Below are 20740 nucleotides of genomic sequence, written 5' to 3' on the forward strand. Positions count from 1 at the left end.
CAGCGCAGCGTAGCAGTAAAAACGAATAATTACTTCATTCGAAGATAAACCGGCGGCCACAAAAGAATATTCAACAAAAATCCCCTAGAGCAGGTCAGTTTTATTCATGGAGGAAAATAATAACTGACCCGGTAAAATCAAAACCAGCGGCGGACCCTTTTTTTGTAGTTTTTATATTCCTCACCAAAATAGGTTTCTAAAAATATCTCTTCAGGTTGAATAATACCCCGGCAAACTAAAATTGACATCGGGATCAATAAAACAAAAAACCACAGACTATTAAGCAGCAAAGTAATGCCAAGGTATATTAATATCATGGAGATATACATCGGATTACGTGAATATTGGTATGGCCCGGCGACGATTAACTTCGCAGTGTGTGTATAATGATTAGGTGACACTTTTTCTGTTTTCATTGTTTTTAAAGCCCATCCTGCAATGAATATTCCTGCAATCAATACGATGGCGCTAAGCACTAAGATCAATATACCTGAAGCAAAAACATGAACGGGTGCAACATACTGTAAAATGAAACCGGCAATAACAGTAAATAGAAAGATAACCTGAGCTGGGGCAATAATTTTCATTTTTTTCCTTTTAAGTTTCATCAAAAATAATAATTAAGATGATCCTATGCGAATTAGATTCATACCCTTATTTTGATATTCTATTTGATCTTACGCTTATCCGTCAAAGTTTCATTTTTGCGGAGAAACACAGAACGTCCTGCATGTACCCCTGTAAGGCAGTAAGGCAATAAGGCTGCAAGGCAATAAGGCAGTAAAGCTGTAAAGCTGTAAAGCTGTAAGGCTGTAAGGCTGTAAGGCTGTAAGGCTGTAAGTACAAATGCCAGATCAAGATAACTGACGACACTATTTGCGAGGTCAGAGCGAACTATTGAATTTATTAACTTTTCCCTGGGTTATAAAGACAACCCTTGTTTATAATATATAGCTGTAACACTGAGCAGGCAGATTGGCGCTTAATATTGGTACTCACCTTTATTCCTCTGGCGTTTAATGATTTAATCCAATTGTTTGGTTTCGAGCCTTCATCAAAGCCAATAGCGCTGACGTCTTGACCTGTCGCGGCTGTTGCAACATGGCACACGCCTGACCATGAAATAGCGCCTAAGCACATTGCACAGGGCTCCGCGCTGCTGACTAATTCATGCCGAGTAACGGTGAGATCATAGATGCTAAGCTTCCTTTGCGCCACGGTTAAGGCAACTATTTCCGCGTGCAGGATAGATAGCCCCTGTGTTGTCACTAAGTTAACCCCAAGGGAAACCAATTTGCCTGTTTCGACCTCAAAGACAGCTGCGGCAAAAGGTCCCCCGCTCCCTTGCTCAACATTCTTTCTCGCGGCAGAAATAACAAAAGCCATGCGCATCTTTAAGGAGGCACTTGAAACATAAAGTTGAGAAAAACCTTCTATCCAGCCAGGCAACTTAAAACTAATTTCGAATGGTTGCAGGAACATAGATTTCTCCTAAGACAGTGTTAAGCCAGCACCTATTATTCAGGATAGCCAACAGCTCATTAAGTCGCTAATAATAGTTGTGCTGAAGCGCCTGACAGGTTAATTTTGATCAAAGAGATAACTCCTCAAAGCTTCATATAAAGTGCCAAGAAAATATTTCATATTATTCAGTCCATTTTTTTTGTAACTGTTATACTCGCGCCCAATTAAACTTTCAAAAAAATATAAAAATGGTGATCTCATGAGTGTTGATGCAATAGGTTTATCTGCCGAGTTATTAAAAGCTGTCAAAGCTTGCGGATATAAAAATTTAACCCCGATTCAGCAGCAGGCAATTCCGATTATCCGTAGCGGGTCGGATCTGCTTGCAAGCGCACAAACAGGGACAGGTAAAACAGCGGCTTTTACCCTGCCTATTCTGGATATATTAGCAAAAAATGCGAATGAAAAGCCGACAACAAATACAACAATTAAAGCCTTAATACTGACACCTACGCGTGAATTAGCAGCCCAAGTTGCAGAGAATGTAAAAGAATACAGTCAGTTTTTACCGCTAACATCCGGTGTTGTTTCGGGTGGCCGCAGTATGGACTCACAAACCAAAATGCTTAAAGTCGGCGTTGATGTATTAGTTGCAACACCGGGTCGTCTGCTTGAACACTTAACCTTACGAAATGTCGATCTTTCTCATATTAAGTATCTTACCCTTGATGAAGCTGATCGTATGTTAGACCTGGGTTTTTTAACTGACATACAAAAATTGATGGAAGCGATTAAACAAAAACACCAGACTTTAATGTTTTCCGCCACTTTTTCAAATAAAGTTAAAACCTTAGCGAAACAGATATTAACCACCCCGAAAACACTAGAAATCTCACCGCAGAACTCGACTGCCGGTAAAGTGAAACAACAGGTTTATTGGGTATCTGAAACCCGTAAAAATGAACTATTATCTGAGCTGATTGGGGTTAAAAACTGGAAACAAGTGTTGGTCTTTGCGGGCACCAAAGAGAGTGCTAATCTGTTAGCAAAAGAGTTACAGCTGGACGGAATAAAAACGGCAGTGTGCCATGGAGATAAAACCCAGGGCGCACGTAATCAAGCGATCCAAAAATTTACCGAAGGCAGTGTCCGTGTTTTAGTGGCGACAGATGTCGCAGCGCGTGGCCTTGATATTCCTGATTTACCCTACGTGGTCAATTTCCATCTGCCATTTTTAGCTGAAGATTATATTCATCGTATTGGCCGTACAGCGCGTGCAGGTAAAAGTGGCACAGCGGTATCATTAGTCAGCCCCAAAGATGAGCAGTTTTTAGATAATATCGAAACGCTCATTGGCCGTAAGTTTGAACGCATTGTGTATCCTGGTTATGAGATTGATAGCTCGCTGCCCGGCTATTATGAGCAATCCAGTGACAAGCCGCTGAAAAAAAGTCGTTACAAAGCAACGCAAGAGCGCAATAAAATGCTTGAGCTTCAAAGAGCCAAAAACACACCGGCGGCTCTCCGCAGAGAAAAGAACAAAAATAAAAAACAAAGATAAGAGAACAATATAATAAGATAAAACAGAGGCACTAAGCATCTCTGTTTTATCTTTTAACAACAAACTATTAACGCCCCAGCTCCCTCTTTAATACTCCTTTAATTTAATTGCTATTTCAAAATAACATTAGACCTGCAATGACGCTATCTTGTTGTTTTACATTACAATAAAAATATCTTCAATATTCAATATTCAATCAAATAAAGATGATTTTTTATTTAGCCTGTCAGGTTATTTTTTCGGCATCTATTCTATACTTTAATCGAGAAAATAATTTTCTCGGGGTGTTAGAGATATTTTTTTAGGAGGAAATTATGAACATAGTACCAAGAAGCCAATGGTTAAGTCCTGAACATGTTTTCGACGATTTCTTTTCCTTAAACAAACTAAAAGGTAAAGAGGGTTATTTTGAACCGCGCGTAGATATTATTGAAAAAGATGATCAATACGTTTTCGTCGCAGAGCTGCCCGGCGTAGATAAAGAGGATATCAATGTCCAGCTGGAGGATGGTTTATTGACTATTGAAGCTAAAATACATGAAGAAAAAGAATCTGAAGTAGATAATGTTATCAGAAAAGAAATAAGAAGTGGTTTCTTTAGCCGCAGCATTAATGTAGGAAAAAATATTAAAGAAGAAGAAATAAAAGCCGAATTGGTAAATGGTTTACTGAAACTTACAGCGCCTAAATCAAAACCAACCGGTCACGAGGTTCACAAAATTGAAATCTCATAAAACTTATTGATGCCAACAAAAAAGAGGTTAGGTTTTGTCGACCGCCCCTCTTTTTTTATTGGCTTTTTTTACCCTCCTCTTTGCTTTCTCAAGCTCATCATGTTCGGGTTAATGAATCATTTCAGTGTCTCATCAAGAAACTCAATAAACCTTTTCCACGATTTTTTATCGGCATTCTCACGGTAAGACTCAGCACCAAAAACTGTAAAAGCATGAGGTGCACCACTGTATGTTGTCATTTCATGATCGATGCCACTTGCTTCTAATTGCTCCGTCAGTGAGGCAAATTGTTCCATCGGAATCGCCGTATCTGCACTGCCATGTAATATTAATAATTTACCTTTAGTATTTTTGTAATCTTGCCCCTCCGGTGTTTGTAATCCACCGTGAAAAGTGACAAAACCTTTAACATCCATCCCTGAACGCGCTAACTCTAATACCGCAGCCCCGCCAAAACAATAACCCATCACGACGGTATTATCAGCATGCGCACCTTTTATAATAGCGGTATCATAGGCGCCTTTCATCAAGGCACGCATTTTCGCTCTGTCTTTATATAATTCACCCGTATGTTGTCTTTTATCTTTAACCTCCGTGGGTCTGATTCCCTCACCAAAGAGATCGGCGGCAAAAACGGCATAGCCTAAGTCCGCCAACATTTCGGCACGTTTGACTTCGTAATCAGTCAAACCATCCCAATCATGGATCAGCAATATAAGGGGGGCATTTGGGGATGGATTAACAAAATAACCCTGATAGGATTTACCGGCAACTTGATAGCTGATGTATTCTCCGCTGGCATTGGCCAGTGGCATAAGAAAGAATCCAAGGGTGAGATAAATTAATAAACGCATATTTTACTCCTTATATAGGTAAGATGGACTTGTAGAGTATAGAGTCATTACCTGCATTAAGCGCTTCGAAGGTTATAAAAACACCGCGAGTCCTATCAAGATTTTCTTATTAAAATAAAAAAATTTAATTAACCTTTACAGGCCTCGAAAAGTAGATGCGCAGAGAGTCTCATACAACGCTCGCCGGTGTAGCAGATCTATAAATGATACCCCCTGAGAATAGGCTAGATATACTCAGCCGTTGAGCAGCGTTTAATCTTGCGCCTAATATTATTGCAGACAATAAAAAACTCAGGATCCCCAAATTGATATAACCCCGGAGAAGAGCGCCCCGGAGCCCGAAATCGTACATAAGACAAGTGACATTCGGCGTACAATTTGTTGTGAAAAACGATCAATAAAATGATGTGCGGCGCGATAGCCTAAATAACCGGCAGGCAGTAAGGGCAGAGATATAAAAAGATGATGCAGGGTCATAAAACCAATAGGGATTTGCACAATTAATGACATAACCCCACCCGCCACAAAAAAGGCGGCCATATTAGCCCGTATTAAATGAGCTTGTTGGTGTTGTAATAATAAAGCCATCGGCGGCCCGCCGATGCTAGAGCTTGTGCCAAAAAGACCCGACAAAAAACCTGCAATCATTAATCTACGGGGAGTCGGCTCTAATTTAATCGGCAGTAAGCTAATCACAACAGCCATTAACACTGTCAATCCCAATAATAATGAAAGCTGTGCAACGTTGATATAAAAAAGCAACACCGCACCTGCAATAGTACCTGGAATACGCCCAATAATGCTATGTTTAAGCCCGGTGAATGAAATATTAGCACGGTATCTCAGGCTGTTAATAATACCTAAGAAAAGCCCCACTATGATAATAGGGCCGGGAATAAATTCAGGAGACAGATGAATTAAGATAGGGGCCGCGACCACCGCCAGGCCGAATCCTGTCGCGCTTTGAATAAAAGAGCCACAAAAAATCAATAACATCGCAATTAATAAATTAATATCCATATTCACTCGCTAAGATTGTATCAGCCGCCTTTTTTTAAAGTATAACCGCAGCAGTCATTTTTAGGTGTCGTCTACGTTTTGTAGCTCAACCGCTTTTTGAAGCGCGTCGTTAATCTGGCTTTCTACGGGTTTCTCGGACATTGTCTGAGAGTCGGGTTCAGCATTTTGACTGATTTCAACAGCACTCGATTTAACAAATTAATATCCATATTCACCCGCTAAGATTATATCAGCCGCCTTTTTTTAAAGTATAACCGCAGCAGTCATTTTTAGGTGTCGTCTACATTTTGTAGCTCAACCGCTTTTTGAAGCGCGTCGTTAATCTGGCTTTCTACCGGTTTCTCGGACATTGTCTGAGAGTCGGGTTCAGCATTTTGACTGATTTCAACAGCACTCGATTTAACAAATTAATATCCATATTCACCCGCTAAGATTGTATCAGCTGCATTTTTTAAAAGTATAACCGCAGCGGTTATTTTTAGATGTCGTCTACGTTTTGTAGCTCCACCGCTTTTTGAAGCGCTTCATTAAGCTGGCTTTCTACCGGTTTATCTGACATTGTCTGGGTGAGATAACTGTCGGAGTACGGTTCAACATCTTGCAAAATTTCAACAACACTTGAGGCAACATTCGGCACAATCTCGATAAAGGTATTAGCGACCTCGACAGCATGTTCCGGTATGTTTTTAGCGACTTCTTTCATGTATAAATTAATCGCAGTTTGGATTTTTTGAATAGATTCTTTGTTTTTAAATGGATGTTCTTCACCCAACAATAAATTATGCAGGTAAGCTTCAGCCACATCGAAGGAGGCGTCGGGTAAAGCTTCAGAGATAGTAATGGCGATGTCAGCCGACTGTTCAGGAGACACATCCTGCATTCGGTTATAGAGCTCTGTTGCCGTTTGCTGCGGATCTGTTGCAACCCTGTCGACCGGTCTCATCTCATCCAACGAGCTGGACAGTATGTTAATATATTCTTCGGTCATCGCCAGTATCGCCAGAGGATATTTTCTGACCATTTTTTGAGCTGCATATTGCAGAATATTAATGCCGTTATCCGGCATCATAGCGGCAATGGCAACGATAATTTTACACATATCATCGTCATCCTGCATAATGATCCAATCAACAAGTTGTTCCGCTCTTTCCGGCGCAGCATCTATTAATATTTGAGCTGTGCGGATACTTCTATAGGGTGCTATACGGACGATCGCAGAATATAATTTACCAATATTAACTGCTTTTATTTGGCTTAATCCAGCAACCAAGCGGCTGGCATTCTTAATGTCCCGTTGTGCTAACGCTTTAACCATATTGAGCGCAATAGCGGGGTTTTCATAGGCCAGATTAACGGCAATTTGTACGCCTGCATTTGTTGATAATTCGGATTGAGTATAGACAGTACGCGGATCCAATACCGAAACCGCCCCGCTTGGTGTCTGCATAACAAAGCTTTCTTGATCATCAATTGCTAAAGCTTCAGATTTTTTCATACGAATACTGATGAAAATCAACAACAAAAATGCAGCAACAACGGTAAATCCAAATAATGCATTATTGCCTAATGATTCCATTGCTATCGCAGCACTGTAGGGGCCTAAAATACTGCCCAGTGCATATATTGCCAATAATGACCCCATTGCGGCTAATATTTGTTCTTTGATTACTTTATCAAAGGCTTCAGAAATACTCATGGGATAAAGACAGGCAGCAAGTCCCGTTGTTATTGCGAGCGCCATTAAGGTCAGTTTGAACCATTCTAAATAAATTAAAAAGGGTATCAATATACTAAATACAATGAATGTTGCCACCATACCAAACATCACTTTTCTTCGGTCAAAATGATCAGATAAATAAGCGATTGGAAATTGTAAAATGATCGCCCCCGCAATGGCGGCTCCCATAAAAATCGATAAATCAAACCCCTGAATACCGTTATTACTGGCAAATATGGGTAACATATTTAATAGGCCGGAGTATAAAACACCACAGAAAAAACAGGATACAACACCTAAGGGAGAGAGTTTGACAATAGTGAAAAATGACATGCCCTGGCTATCTTCAATAAAAGGCCCTTTGTGTCTGCCGATAACAATAGGGGTAATTGAAAAGCTGAATAAAATACCAGCCAGAATAAATAAAGTGGTACTTTCAACGGGTGCTAAGTTTAATAAAAATTGACCGGAAAATAATGCGCTCATTATTATAATCTGGTTAACTGCGAGTATTCTTCCGCGGTTTTTTTCCGTGGCGCTATGGCCTAACCAGCTATCGAGTGTTGCATTAGTACAGGCAATACAAAAACCGGTTATGATGCGCATTGCACCAAGCACTAAGGGATCACTATAGAGCCCTGATAATAAAATGGCGACGGCGGTCATACTACCACAAATTGCAAAAGTTTGGATATGACCAACACGTTGTAATAATCGGCGGCAGTAGATTGCACCAAATAAAAAACCGACAGAATACATTGATAAAACAATACCAATATTACCTATATCAACACCATCGTGCTGCATACGAACAGGTAATAGAATATTACTTAATCCATTTCCAAGCATGATTAAAAAACCACTTAGTAGCAACAAAGGGAAAGGTTTTAAAGTCTTTAACACGGAAATATCTCTTACAGTAGGTAGCTTAGCGAGGATTAGCAGTTGCTGTTTCCATTAAACTAGGGATAAAAAGGAAAGCTAAATGTTTTATAGATACAACATTAACGCAAGATTAGCATGACGTTTAATATAGGGCAAAGTTAAACGGTAAGAGACTGTAATAAAAACGCTGAGACGACTTGTTTATAATCAACAGTGTATTCTATAAAGTGCATTATCACACACCCTCGAGTCTGCCGGGGGCAAAAGAGATCCTCCTGCCCTCATAGTGTTACAAGATAAACTTTCCGGTCAGCCTCGTGAGGCAATATTTCACTCATAAATAACTCTCAATTTAGTGCTCGATTTAGCCCTTAAATTGTAAACTCCCCTATAAATAATTATACGTTAATGCTAGATTTAATTTTAAATTGTAAATTCACCTTTATGTCCACTTGAAGGGTATTTATTAAGCAGGTATTTAAAAAAAGGAATTTCAATGAGATTGTTAGTCGTATTAATTACATTTTGTGTGATGTCATCTGGTTATGCCGCAACATTAACGGGAGAAAGAAATGTAGAAATTTTAGCTGTTGACGGTCAAAAATACAGCAATAAAATTTTAGAAAGTTCAGATTTAACATTAGCCAAGGGTCTGCATCAAATAGTGGTCAGGTATTCCAGTAGTTTTCCTAAAGACGGGATGCTAACCAGTAAACCCTATATTTTTAATATACAAGCGGATAATAATACAACGGTAGGCCCCGTCGATACCTTTAACAGTTATGATCAAGCTGAAAAAGCACTGGAAAAAGGTATCAGCTGGCGTGTAACAAATCAAAACAGCAGCGTGATGATAAAGGATGCGAATATCCTTTTCGGTGAAGGTTTTTTCCCCTATCATGATATCGAAAAATTAATTGCAAAATACAATAAAGATAACGCCATTATCTCCCCCTCAACGGCAGATAATTTAGCGATTACAGCGCAGGGTGAATCTTCTGATTATTCAAACAGCGCACCCACGGAGCAACTAATCAAAATGTATCGTTCAGCAAGTAAAGCGGATAAAAAAGCGTTCAGAATTTGGCTTATCGAAGAAGATATGAAATAAAATTATGCTGCGTAGACTGTTAGTATAAAGTAGAGTGTGGTTTTCTTATCTCGACACCACACTCCCATTACACAGTTACAATTTACAATTTGGACGTTTTACATTACTTGCAGGTAAAGCGGCTATCTGGGCCTTTAAGTTTTTAATACGCGTTGCGTTTGACGGGTGTGTGGATAATAACTCCGGCGGCTTATTTCCACCGGAGGCCTTGGCCATATTGACCCACAAATCAACACTTTGTCGTGGGTCAAATCCCGCTTCAGCCATAAGCGTTAATCCGATAGTGTCAGACTCAGACTCCTGCGCACGCCCATAGGGCATTAATATCCCATACTGCACACCTAAACCAAGCCCCGCCATTGCTATATTTTTATATTCAGATCCCCCCAGAGCAACATTCGAAAGTTGTAACCCCGTATTGGCTAACTGACTTCTAGAAAGCCTTTCGTTGCTATGATTCGCCATCACATGACCAATTTCATGGCCGATCACCGTTGCTAATTGATCTTGATTAACAGCCACCTTGAGCAAACCACTATAAACCCCTATTTTACCGCCCGGCAGTGCAAATGCATTAATCTGTTCACTATCAAAAACAACAACTTCCCATTGTGTAATATTAAATTGAGGTGCTAAACGAGCGGTAATTACGCCAGTTACACACTGTACATAGGCATTTGTTTTTTTATCCGTACTGATCTTTTCCTGTTTCTTTAGCTCTTCGAACGACTGCGCGCCCAGTTGTGACATCTCAGTGCCCGAAAAGAGTAAAATCTGCTGCCTACCTGTTGGGGAGTTTACGCACCCGTACAATGCCAATGACGCGGCAACCACAGTCGATAATAAAAATGGCTTTATCATTTTCATATTAACAATTCCTTTGGTTATAATTATTTTTAATTGGATATCTAGTTGATGCCATTGTAAAAAACCAGTACGGCAATATCACCCTGTAAAGGATGTTATTTCTGCTCTCTGTTCCGCAAGCAAAGGATTAAATTTTTGAAGTGGTTCGCCGATCAATTGTAACCTATTACGCTGCAAAATACGGAGATGAATTCTGCAATAAACTAAATATCATTAAGGCAGGAGAAGGTAAACCTTAGCCTAAAGTAAGGTTATCAATACAGCATCAGGCGATGTAAAATTTAAAAAATGGTTTATTACGCTACGCTAATCTTTACAACAATCTTTACCTCTATATAGTAACAAAGGAATTAATGAAGTGTTGCACAGGGAAAATGAATACTAACAGCATTCGCTAGTTGTTCTCACTTCCCAAAATGCGATGAAACCATTTTCAACAGCCTTAGCTGGCCACAAAGTGTTGAAGAACAGGATCTTCTGAATAAAATTCACAACGCAGTTAGAATTTATTTTAACCAGCTAGATTGATCACCTTTTTAGTTATTTTGGTATAAGGACAATAAAAACATGAAAACAGCCGCCCTTGCCTTGTTGAGCGTTTCACTTCTTTTAAGCCTCGGCGCCTGCAGTGAAATAAACTCGCCGCAAAGCAGCCGCACTACTGGAATCATCGAGTCTTGTCCTGATTCGCCAAATTGTGTTTCAAGCGATGCAGCTGACAAAAATCATTTTATTATGCCCTTTCAACTGGCAACGACAGCTGAAAAGGCATGGCCTATTGTGATCGAGGTTATTATGGAGCTCCCGCGCAGCAATATTATTCAACAAACAGACAGTTTCTTAGCGGTTGAATGTCGAAGTGCCGTATTAGCATTTGTTGATGATCTGAAATTACAACTGCGGGCAAACGAAGGTATCATCGCTGTCTACTCAGCTTCACGTATTGGATATTCCGATTTTGGCGTTAACCATGATCGCATTGAGGTATTACGGGCCGCGCTTATTAAACGCGGCGTGGTAAAGTAACCTGTGGCTTCAGGAAAGCAGACCATTACGCACAAGTCCTCTGCGCACATTTTTACATAATTTTGCAAAACCAGAAATATCTTTAAAAGTGGGTGTTTCTCCACATGCAAGTGCCGACTCCCAGTGCATAATTTCCGTTTCAACTAATTCAATTGATTTTTTAGGGCAGCCGACACAAGTATCCCCGCAAATATTAATATTTGAATCCTCAAAAGGAAAATATTCTTTTACTAATGTGATGATATTAAGCATTGCTGTTTTACAGTCTGGCTTTTTCCTCATTTTCATTATGCTTCCTTGGCAAAGCAGGTATAAAACAGGATTGATAATAATCCGCAGAACGCCATCATCAATACCATCGGCCAGGCACTGTCACCGGGTAATAAAGAGACAGCAGCAGCGACCAAAGCACCGGTGCCAAATTTAAGAGAGCCCGCCAACGAGGATACCGTACCCGCCATTTCGGGGTATTCGCTTAATAATAATGCGATACTATTACTGCCTACCATTGAAATAGTACTAAAATATAACATGACGGGTAAAACGACTCCCCATAAACCTAAATCTAATAACTGCGCTAACACTAAGAGCAGGCTTGCGAATAATTGAATAGCTAACCCCACACGAAGCAGATAATGCGATCCTAATTTTTTTACGTATTTTCCATTTAATGTGGTCATCACCATCATTAACAATATATTTAAGCCAAATAAGTAACCTACATTAGTAATAGCAACATCATATAACTCTATATAGATAAAAGAGCCCGCGGTTAAAAATGCAAACATACCGGCAAATGAAAAAGCCCCGGTAAAAATCAAGCCAAAGGCTTGAGGTCTGGTAAAGAGGGTATAAAAATGACGGATCGTAGTACGCAGTCGAAAAGGTTGTTTATTTTCAGGTTTTAAGGTTTCAGGAATAACTAAGCTAAAGGCGATAATCATAATAAAGGCAATAAGGGCCAGTAACCAAAAAATTGAGCGCCAACCAAACCAGACGGCCAGATAACCACCAGCAAGGGGTGCTAACAAGGGAGCAATGGTCATTACTAATATAATAAATGACATAGTGCGAGCAAAATCTTCTTTGGCAAACATATCTCTGACGATAGCCTGCACGACAACGGCCCCGGCGGCACCTGCAAAACCTTGTGCGGTACGTACCCACATCAGCGCGTCAATACTGTCGGTCATTGCACTAATAACAGCGGTAACCACAAAGAAAAAGGTACCCAGCAGCAGTATAGGTTTACGACCGAAACTATCTGACAAAGGACCATGAAATAGCTGCCCAATTGCAAATCCGGCAGTAAAAGAGGTTAATGTAATTTGAATGGCACCCGCACTTACCCCGAATTCCTTTGCAATAGTCGGCATTGCAGGCAAGTACATGTCGATAGCAAAGGGCGTAAGAGAGGTGATTCCCCCCAGAATAACGATCAGTAAAAAACTTAATTTTGTTGTGGAAGAGGAATCCATAATGTTCTCTGGAATAAAAGACAATGAAAGAATTAGAATAACATGAACCAGCTCTCCTTTATCAAATTTTTTGCGCTTGACACAGTGAATTATCATTTTATGCCCGACGGCGCTTATTATCTCCTTTGTCACTTCGCAGGTAACAAAAAAATCAAATCGTTGAGGTGAATTTTTAGATGTAATGAGGATTAATAATAGTTGTAGTCTGCAGCTGAATATCTATATTCCAGTGACTGCCCGTTTAGTTTAAATAAAGAGCCCCTGTTCAACGTAGATTAATTTAGCCACCTTACGAATAATCGCCTCTTCAATAGGATCCAGATAATCGGCATAAGCCACCTTCCACATTTCACTGATTAAATTAATACGCGATTGCCCGTCTAACACGCTTAATTTAGACGTAAAGTTAAACAATGAATTTGCGGATTTCATTTTTTCTTTCCCGATCATAATTAACTCTTTTGCTTTACCTTTATCAATCGACAGCAGCTTACATAATGAATTTTCTATTGCAGCGACCTCTTCCGGCTGCATTGCCTGATCAGCATGAGAGACTTCGCACAGTAGACAAGCAATGGCAATAGTATCATCATAGGCAGATGTTTCTGGCTCTTGATCTAGAATTGAATTTAAAAAAGCATGAATTTTGGTCAACATTTTGTAACTCACTTTTATTTAGAAACAGCCACTAAAGTGTGTCATTTAAAACAAGCTATTGTTAATAGCTTGTTTTAAATAATAGCAGTAAAATACAATATATATTATCTTGCTATTATTATTTATTATTAATGGAATGGCTAATATGTCTATCTGGAAGTTTATTGCAATATTATGGGTTGTTGGATTAAGTGGATGTACCAACATACAACAGTTACAAGATTTAGAAGTGAGTTTAATTAATATAGAGCCTACAACAGCTGCGGGGTTATCCCCTCGTTTTAATGTGCGCTTATTAGTCTTAAATCCGAATGCTCAAGATTTGGATATTGAAGGCGTTATTTTGCGTCTGGACATTAATGATAAAAAGATCTTATCCGGTGTGTCCCGTCAAATCCCGACACTAAAGGGCTACAGTGAAACCCCCGTCGAGATACAAACGGCTGTTAATCTATTTGATCTGTTTAAATTATTAACCTCTTTAAGTCAATATTCAGGTAATGAGATTAAATACCAACTGCAAACAAAAATAGATCCTAAGGGATTTGTTGCCTTTAATCTAAACAAAGAGGGATTCTTAAATGAAGATCTTTTACAAGGATTAAGCAGCCTGCCTAAATAAAATAAGTGAACAACAGGACGAACTATTTAACGACTTCAATGCGCACTTTAATCACACCGGAGTCGATAGAACCAATAAGACTGAATGCGGAGCGCGACAAGTCAATAATACGCCCTTTTACAAAAGGGCCTCTGTCATTGATAATGACCACCACACTTTTATTATTTTTTAAATTGGTGACTCTCACTTTTGAGCCAAAAGATAACTTTTTATGCGCCGCTGTTTTCGCATTTTGATCAAAAACAGCACCGCTTGCGGTCAGTCTACCTTGAAATTTATTGGCATAAAAAGAAGCTTTTCCAACTTCTTTATACCCGGCGTTGCTCTCTGATAATACCGCCGTACAAGCGAAAATATTGATGGCGAAAACAGCAACAGTTAATCGTTTAATGCCCAGTGTTATCATATTTCCTGCCTCTTTAAAAACATTCCCCGCCTCAATAAGTTAATGGATTATCCTTTGAGTATAGTGATAAATATGTATTATAAATCATGAGTCTCAATAGGTTACATTTTGGCTTTACATTTTTTCACTATCGCTTTGGTCATCCCGCTAAAGATAAATAAGTGTGCGGGCATCAGTGCAAACCAATATAATAAGCCTGAAAAACCTGCAGGATGCCACCAGGCACGTATATCTAACTCCCGATAAGCCCCTTTATCGACAATGTTAAATTCAAGTCGCCCCAATCCCGGTGCTTTCATGCCCATTAATAAAGACAAAAATTCATTCTTTTTAAGGCCAATGACTTTCCAGGAGTCAATTCTATCACCTAATGCTATTTTGTCAGGATGGCTACGATAACGCGTTAGAGAATTGCCACCGGCAAGGTGATCTATTCCTTCTCGGATTCGCCATAAATAATTTGCATAAAAATAACCTTCTTGGGTACCGATTAATTGAATCTGCCGCCAAAGGCATTCAGCACTGACATCGGTTTTAAGAGTATGACCCGCTTGCTTCGGATAATAAGCGTAACCTGGCTGCCAATAAGAAAGTGCATCGGGATCAAATCCCCATGTATCACTGTTAATTATCTCTTGTTCATTTGCTAAGGTTTGCGCCACGGCTTGTTCATAAGAAAGTAATGGTTGCGGAATAAGAGACTGGATATCGGATCCGTCGGCCGTTAAGTCGTAGCACATTCCCTCCACCAATGCTTTGGCAATATTGGTTGGCACTGAAGTGATTATTTTAAATCCGAGGGCAGCAACCTTAGGGGTTAAAATTGACAGGGGGATAATATGTACTTTCTTACCCATCAAATTAGCAATTATTTGTATCTGTTTTTGATAGGTAATTAACTCAGGACCTGCAACATCAAAAATTTTATGCGCAGTGGCAGGGATTTTTAGTAACGCCTGCAGATAATAGAGCAGATTTTTTAAGGCAATAGGTGAGTTGTGAGAATTTATGCACTTAGGCATGATCATAACAGGCAGGTGATAAACCACATCACGCATCACTTCAAAAACGGCAGAGCCCGCGCCTACAATGATGCCCGCTCTTAATTCAGTGACGATAACATTACTTTCTCTTAAAATCTCACCTGTTTTTTTACGTGCGACGAAATGTTTAGAATCGCTGCCAGCAGGTTGCAGAGAGCCTAAATAGATAAGTTGTTTAACCTGACTGGTTTTTAACTGTTCACTGAAATTTTTAGCATTATCAAGTTCAACATCAACAAAATTTGGGCCGTAATTCATGCTATGCACAAGATAAAAAACAACATCAATATCCTGCAGAATAAGTGATAGATCAGTATTAAGGGTTAAATCTAATGTCACTATTTTAATATTAGCGCGTCGGCTCCAACTCCGTTTTGCAAGTACGACGGGATCCCGGGCTGTCGCCGTGACGTGATAACCTTCCTGCGCAAGCGCCGGGACGAGTTGACTGCCCACATAACCCGAGGCCCCCACCACCAAAATATTTTTTGTCATTAATAAGCATCCTTCTTATATTGCAGATGATCACACATTAAAGATAAGGCGGTGCGCCTGAAGCTTGCACAGGGATCACATAATGAGAGCGGTTATTCCCTTTCAAGTCTTACCAGGTTTTGATTTAGAATAACTAGATGATTTTCCTTCTTTCCTGAAGATTATCATTTATCCTGTTGCTAATGTTTGTCTCTGTGGATTGTAGTCTTTTTTGTGCCGCCAAATTAGCAAGATAAAAACTGGTATCTAATAAACGATTAGCAAATCCCCATTCATTATCACACCAGACTAATAATTTAACTAAATTTCCATCACTGACCCGAGTTTGGGTGCCGTCAATAATACAAGAGCGAGGATCGTGATTAAAGTCAATTGAAACCAGCGGCGCTTCGGTGTAGCCCAAAATATCCTGTAAATTAGTTTCAGAGGCCTTAAGCAGGCAATCGTTAATTTCCTGAATAGTGACATCTTTACCGACGGTAATACTGAGATCCATCGCGGTCACGTTAATGGTGGGTACGCGCACTGCAATCGCCTCAAATTTATTGGCAAACTTAGGCAGAATACGCTCTATCCCAGCAGCTAATTTAGTATCAACGGGAATAATAGACTGGCTTGCGGCGCGAGTACGGCGCAGATCTGAATGATATGCATCGATCACCGGTTGATCATTCATAGCAGAATGGATAGTCGTAATAGTCCCGCATTTAATGGCAAAGTGTTTATCCAGTGTATCGATCACCGGCACCATGCAATTAGTGGTACAGGATGCGCCAGAGATGAAGGTTTCGTCGCCGGTGAGTTGTTGATGATTTATCCCGTAAACAACCGTTGCATCTACATCTGAATTTGCCGGATGAGAAAAAATAACTTTTTTAGCCCCGGCTGCGATATGCGCATCGGCATCGGCTCTGGATCCGTAAATACCAGTACAATCTAACACTATATCTATATCGTGTTCATGCCATGGCAAATCAGCCAGTTCAGAAAACCGCACTAAATGAATATCATCATTTTTAATGGTTAAGCAATTATTCTGCAGGTTAACGGGAAAAGGAAAACGTCCATGGGTTGAGTCATACTGGGTTAAATGTGCAATCGCTGACGGTTCAGCAAGTTCATTAATAACCACAACTTTAATCTCATCTTGACGGTTATTTTCATATAATGCACGCACTACACTGCGTCCTATCCGCCCGTAACCATTAATAGCAATTCTAATTGACATAATAACTGTAAAACACCCAATAAAAAAACAAACACCATTGTAGGATAAATTTGCGCATAAGCGAATATATTAAAGGGTTTAATTGCAGGAAACAGCCTGCGAAAAAGACAATCGACCCATTGCTATAAGCAATTTATTTTAAATTACATTTATATTATCAAATTAGACTCAGCTGACACATAAGCGGCACGGTAATATTAAAACAGCACCCGCAAGATGATATCACTTGATAAGGCAAACTATTATGCAGTCAACATTATAATAGACAGCATAATCAGTAAGCTGTGAATGGATACCCTTATTGGCATTCAAAGCCGTTTCCACAAAGTGACCCTAATGAAGCGTTGCATCGATTATCAGGTAAAGTTAAAATAGCCGGATTAGCTACCCTCCCTAGGATTAAGATGAAACGAACACATTTATTATCGGCTGGTCTTTTAAGTTTATTTTCAACGTTTGCATTAAGTGCTACTTTTACTTTTACAGCTATTCCCGATGCCGATGAAAGCAATCTTCGCACTCGTTTTGAAAAAGTAGCCGATTATTTATCTGAGCAATTGGACGTTGAAGTCAAGTATATTCCGGTAAAGTCGTATTCTGCTGCGATAACGGCATTTCGTAATAATCAGGTACAACTTGCCTGGTTTGGTGGTTTATCCGGTGTGCAAGCGCGTGGTTTGGTACCGGGTTCTGAGGCCATTGCGCAAGGGTTTGAGGATCAATATTTTAAGAGTTATTTGATTGCAAATCATTCTGTCGACATAAAATCATTCGATGATTTTCCGGTACTCAATAATTATACTTTTACGTTTGGCTCTAAGGGTTCAACGTCAGGCCGTTTGATGCCGCAGTTTTTTATTGAGAAAAATTTAGGTAAACCCGTCGAGCAGATTTTTAAACGAATCGGTTTCTCTGGCGACCATAGCCGTACCATCAGTCAAGTTGAAGCGGGTGTTTATCAAGTAGGCGCAGTGAATTATAAAGTGTGGGACACCGCCGTTGAAAAAGGTCAGGTTGATACCAGCAAGGTGAAAGTAATTTGGGAAAGCCCGACTTATCCAGATTATCAATGGACAGTACATTCAGGCGTAGACAATGATTTTGGGGCAGGCTTCAAAGAGAAACTGACTCAGGTATTAATCGGGATGACCGATAAGGATTTATTAGCCAGTTTTCCGCGTAGCTCTTTTATACCCGCCAAAAACAGCGATTATCAACCAATTGAGCGTGTTGCTAAAACAATTGGAATGATTGATTAATGTTATCGTTGGTTGATATTGATTTAGGTTATAAGCAACAGATTGTTTTACCTAAAATAAATTTGTCATTTAACGAAAATGAACATGTGGCTATTTTAGGCCCTTCCGGTGTGGGTAAAACCACGCTGTTACATCACCTGTATCAACAACTGTCGGAACAAACGTGTTTGTGTTCTCAAGCCAAAGGCCTGGTCGATAACTTGTCTATTTATCACAACGTCTTTATTGGCGGGCTGGCGCGTTATTCTCGTTGCTACAATATGGCTAATTTGTTATGGCCGTTTAACAAGCCGCAACAACACATTAGCGCAATTTGCCAAGAGCTGGAGTTAACCGCACCATTGCACCAAAAAGTCAGCGAGTTGTCTGGCGGTCAACGCCAACGTGTTGCGCTTGCCAGAGCGTTATTTCAGCAACAGCCGGTATTTATGGGCGATGAACCATTCTCTGCATTAGATCCATTAATGGGCTTACGACTATTAAATTTGGTTAAACAAGCGCATCAGAGTGTTATTTGTGTGTTGCATGATGCCGAATTAGCGTTAGCGCACTTTGAGCGTATTATTGTGATTAGCGATGGTAAAGTCGTCTTAGACGATAAAGCCAATCGGTTAACGCTGGCGCATTTATCGCAACATTATGCATTAGCAGATACTGTCAAAAATGCAGTGGCATAACGATGAACAGGCTGAGACTGCAAACTCACTTTTCCCCCATCGCTAACAACCCTTTCTATTATGCCTAGAACCATGACCTTTGCTGGATTCTCTTTTGTAGGACACTGGCAAAAAATAACCCTGCTGCTTTTACTGATGGTATCGGTATGTTGGTTTTTTGCTGATACCGAAGTCATTGCGCTCGAGCCTTGGATTGAGCTTGGACGTATGGGACAGGGCTTTATTCATCCCAATTTTTTCGCAACAGAGTATTTATTTGAGGCTTTGTGGCAAACCATCAGTTTTGCTCTACTTGGGATAACGCTCGGATTGCTCTTGGGTTTCCCATTAGCATTGTGCTATCAACATCCTTTGATTGCGGCAATCTGTGCGTTTATTCGTGCTATCCATGAGATATTTTGGGCGCTAATATTTTTGCAAATATTCGGCTTATCAGCCATTACGGGAATTTTAGCCATTGCCCTTCCTTACGCAGCCACCTTTGCCCGAATATTTTCAGATATTTTACAGCAAGCACCAAGGCACACATTATTTTCTCTGCCAAAGGGCACAGATAAACTTTCGGCATTTATTTATGGCCGCTGGATGCATATGTATCCGCAGATTGTCGATTATATTCGTTACCGTTTCGAGTGTGCGCTGCGCAGTAGTGCTGTGTTGGGTTTTATTGGTATGCCGACCTTAGGTTTTTATTTAGAATCAGCTTTTCGCCAGGGGCATTATGAGCAAGGCGGTGCATTATTAATCTTATTCGTATTGTTAATTGGTAGTATACGCTTTTGGGCTAAACCTATTTTTTTGTGGTTGTATTTACCGCTCGCTATCTATTTTTTGCCCCCTATTCCGGCCATTGACGGGCAAATTATTTGGCGTTTTCTCAGTGTAGATATTTTACCGCCTATGCTGCAGGGGCAACCCTTCTTAAGCTGGTTTGATATTGATATTTTGTCGAAGGTATTTGACTGGGCTTATAAATTAATCACCCAGCAGGTTTTTCCCGGGATGATTGCCACCCTAGTATTGGCTTTTTGTGCCTTAGGATTAACCTATTTGCTGACCCTCATTTTATTACCTTTTAATACTCGGCTGATGATGCCAAAAGTAATTATATTAATAATGCGGGCGGTGAATTTAATCTTACGTTCACTGCCGGAATATTTATTGGCCTTTGTATTAATGATGCTGTTAGGGCCTTCTATGTTACCCGCCATTATCGCTTTAGCGTTACACAATAGTGGCCTGATGGTATTTTTAATGGCGCGTCAAGCTGACAGCGTGACAGTGCCGCTGACTTATCAGCCCAGGATTGATCAGTACAGTTATCTGGTTATTCCTAATCTGTACCCACATTTTATGGGGTTGTTGTTTTATCGTTTTGAAGTCATTATCCGTGAAACGGCTATTTTGGGTATGATTGGGGTAATGACCTTAGGATTTTATGTTGACAGTAATTTTTCTGAGATTCGCTTTAGCGGCGCCTTATTACTCCTGGTTTTCACCGCAGGGCTCAATGTCATAGTGGATTACCTAGCACGGCGATTATTGCATTAACCTCAACATTATCATCATCTACAAGCTTGCTAAAATTGTCTCACCCTTTAATTGCTTAGCTCGATTTTTGTCTTAGCCAAAGCAA

20 protein-coding genes are annotated in these 20740 nt (G+C 40.0%); 8 read left to right on the top strand and 12 right to left on the bottom strand.

The window, feature by feature from the left end:
- Positions 1-137: 137 nt before the first annotated feature.
- Both CXF72_RS00740 and CXF72_RS00750 read right to left on the bottom strand, forming a co-directional pair.
- Positions 138-587 (bottom strand): methyltransferase family protein, encoded by a 450-nt coding sequence (locus tag CXF72_RS00740; protein ID WP_157823160.1) that lies wholly within the window; start codon positions 585-587, stop codon positions 138-140.
- Between the two features lie 319 nt (positions 588-906).
- A complete protein-coding gene (locus tag CXF72_RS00750) occupies positions 907-1482 on the bottom strand; it encodes a nucleoside deaminase (protein WP_101036092.1) in 576 nt (191 codons plus the stop codon).
- A gap of 241 nt (positions 1483-1723) precedes the next feature.
- Here CXF72_RS00750 and CXF72_RS00755 point away from each other — a divergent pair, with 241 nt between their 5' ends.
- Both CXF72_RS00755 and CXF72_RS00760 read left to right on the top strand, forming a co-directional pair.
- Positions 1724-3025 carry a DEAD/DEAH box helicase gene (locus CXF72_RS00755; protein WP_101036093.1) on the top strand — a complete coding sequence of 434 codons (1302 nt, stop codon included), beginning with the start codon at positions 1724-1726 and terminating at the stop codon, positions 3023-3025.
- A 314-nt stretch (positions 3026-3339) separates the two neighbouring features.
- The gene (locus CXF72_RS00760; protein WP_101036094.1) at positions 3340-3759 is read left to right on the top strand and encodes an Hsp20/alpha crystallin family protein; all 420 of its coding nucleotides are present in this window, start codon (positions 3340-3342) and stop codon (positions 3757-3759) included.
- A 116-nt stretch (positions 3760-3875) separates the two neighbouring features.
- On the opposite strand, the gene CXF72_RS00765 is transcribed toward CXF72_RS00760, so the two are convergent.
- The 3 genes from CXF72_RS00765 to CXF72_RS00775 all read right to left on the bottom strand — a co-directional run bounded on the left by CXF72_RS00765 (position 3876) and on the right by CXF72_RS00775 (position 8253).
- Complete coding sequence (locus CXF72_RS00765) at positions 3876-4613, bottom strand: dienelactone hydrolase family protein (protein ID WP_101036095.1); 738 nt, start codon at positions 4611-4613, stop codon at positions 3876-3878.
- 291 nt (positions 4614-4904) lie between these two features.
- Positions 4905-5633: a sulfite exporter TauE/SafE family protein gene (locus CXF72_RS00770; RefSeq protein WP_101036096.1), complete on the bottom strand. Its 729-nt coding sequence runs from the start codon at positions 5631-5633 to the stop codon at positions 4905-4907.
- Between the two features lie 478 nt (positions 5634-6111).
- Complete coding sequence (locus CXF72_RS00775) at positions 6112-8253, bottom strand: MFS transporter (RefSeq protein ID WP_101036097.1); 2142 nt, start codon at positions 8251-8253, stop codon at positions 6112-6114.
- Between the two features lie 478 nt (positions 8254-8731).
- On the opposite strand from CXF72_RS00775, the gene CXF72_RS00780 reads away from it, so the two are divergent.
- A complete protein-coding gene (locus CXF72_RS00780) occupies positions 8732-9346 on the top strand; it encodes a YccT family protein (protein ID WP_101036098.1) in 615 nt (204 codons plus the stop codon).
- 75 nt (positions 9347-9421) lie between these two features.
- Here the strand turns inward: CXF72_RS00780 and CXF72_RS00785 are convergent, their stop codons facing one another.
- Entirely contained in the window at positions 9422-10213 is a 792-nt protein-coding gene (locus CXF72_RS00785; protein ID WP_101036099.1) for a M48 family metallopeptidase, read from the bottom strand.
- Positions 10214-10780: 567 nt separating this feature from the next.
- On the opposite strand from CXF72_RS00785, the gene CXF72_RS00790 reads away from it, so the two are divergent.
- On the top strand, positions 10781-11239 hold the full coding sequence (locus tag CXF72_RS00790; RefSeq protein WP_101036100.1) for a DUF1499 domain-containing protein: 459 nt from the start codon (positions 10781-10783) through the stop codon (positions 11237-11239).
- A 9-nt stretch (positions 11240-11248) separates the two neighbouring features.
- On the opposite strand, the gene CXF72_RS00795 is transcribed toward CXF72_RS00790, so the two are convergent.
- The 3 genes from CXF72_RS00795 to CXF72_RS00805 all read right to left on the bottom strand — a co-directional run bounded on the left by CXF72_RS00795 (position 11249) and on the right by CXF72_RS00805 (position 13374).
- Positions 11249-11527 (bottom strand): hypothetical protein, encoded by a 279-nt coding sequence (locus CXF72_RS00795; protein WP_332870215.1) that lies wholly within the window; start codon positions 11525-11527, stop codon positions 11249-11251.
- Entirely contained in the window at positions 11527-12813 is a 1287-nt protein-coding gene (locus CXF72_RS00800) for a Bcr/CflA family multidrug efflux MFS transporter (RefSeq protein WP_232784837.1), read from the bottom strand. The genes CXF72_RS00795 and CXF72_RS00800 overlap by 1 nt, the downstream gene beginning before the upstream one ends.
- 150 nt (positions 12814-12963) lie before the next feature.
- Positions 12964-13374 (bottom strand): tellurite resistance TerB family protein, encoded by a 411-nt coding sequence (locus tag CXF72_RS00805; RefSeq protein WP_101036101.1) that lies wholly within the window; start codon positions 13372-13374, stop codon positions 12964-12966.
- Between the two features lie 145 nt (positions 13375-13519).
- Between CXF72_RS00805 and CXF72_RS00810 the strand changes: the two genes are divergently transcribed.
- The gene (locus CXF72_RS00810; RefSeq protein WP_101036102.1) at positions 13520-13996 is read left to right on the top strand and encodes an LEA type 2 family protein; all 477 of its coding nucleotides are present in this window, start codon (positions 13520-13522) and stop codon (positions 13994-13996) included.
- A gap of 22 nt (positions 13997-14018) precedes the next feature.
- Here the strand turns inward: CXF72_RS00810 and CXF72_RS00815 are convergent, their stop codons facing one another.
- The 3 genes from CXF72_RS00815 to epd form a co-directional block, all read right to left on the bottom strand.
- Entirely contained in the window at positions 14019-14402 is a 384-nt protein-coding gene (locus CXF72_RS00815; RefSeq protein ID WP_101036103.1) for a septal ring lytic transglycosylase RlpA family protein, read from the bottom strand.
- Positions 14403-14503: 101 nt separating this feature from the next.
- Positions 14504-15940, bottom strand: coding sequence for a DUF2867 domain-containing protein (locus CXF72_RS00820; RefSeq protein ID WP_101036104.1), 1437 nt, complete (start codon positions 15938-15940; stop codon positions 14504-14506).
- A 133-nt stretch (positions 15941-16073) separates the two neighbouring features.
- A complete protein-coding gene (gene epd, locus CXF72_RS00825; protein WP_101036105.1) occupies positions 16074-17168 on the bottom strand; it encodes an erythrose-4-phosphate dehydrogenase in 1095 nt (364 codons plus the stop codon).
- Positions 17169-17572: 404 nt separating this feature from the next.
- Here epd and CXF72_RS00830 point away from each other — a divergent pair, with 404 nt between their 5' ends.
- From CXF72_RS00830 to CXF72_RS00840, 3 genes are read left to right on the top strand one after another with little or no spacing between them, the layout of a single operon-like run.
- Positions 17573-18427: a putative selenate ABC transporter substrate-binding protein gene (locus CXF72_RS00830; RefSeq protein WP_101036106.1), complete on the top strand. Its 855-nt coding sequence runs from the start codon at positions 17573-17575 to the stop codon at positions 18425-18427.
- Entirely contained in the window at positions 18427-19104 is a 678-nt protein-coding gene (locus CXF72_RS00835) for an ATP-binding cassette domain-containing protein (protein ID WP_101036107.1), read from the top strand. The genes CXF72_RS00830 and CXF72_RS00835 overlap by 1 nt, the downstream gene beginning before the upstream one ends.
- A 60-nt stretch (positions 19105-19164) precedes the next feature.
- On the top strand, positions 19165-20655 hold the full coding sequence (locus CXF72_RS00840; RefSeq protein ID WP_101036108.1) for a PhnE/PtxC family ABC transporter permease: 1491 nt from the start codon (positions 19165-19167) through the stop codon (positions 20653-20655).
- Positions 20656-20740: the final 85 nt, after the last annotated feature.

The sequence above is a fragment of the Psychromonas sp. MB-3u-54 genome, from assembly GCF_002836415.1.
Taxonomy (GTDB): domain Bacteria; phylum Pseudomonadota; class Gammaproteobacteria; order Enterobacterales; family Psychromonadaceae; genus Psychromonas.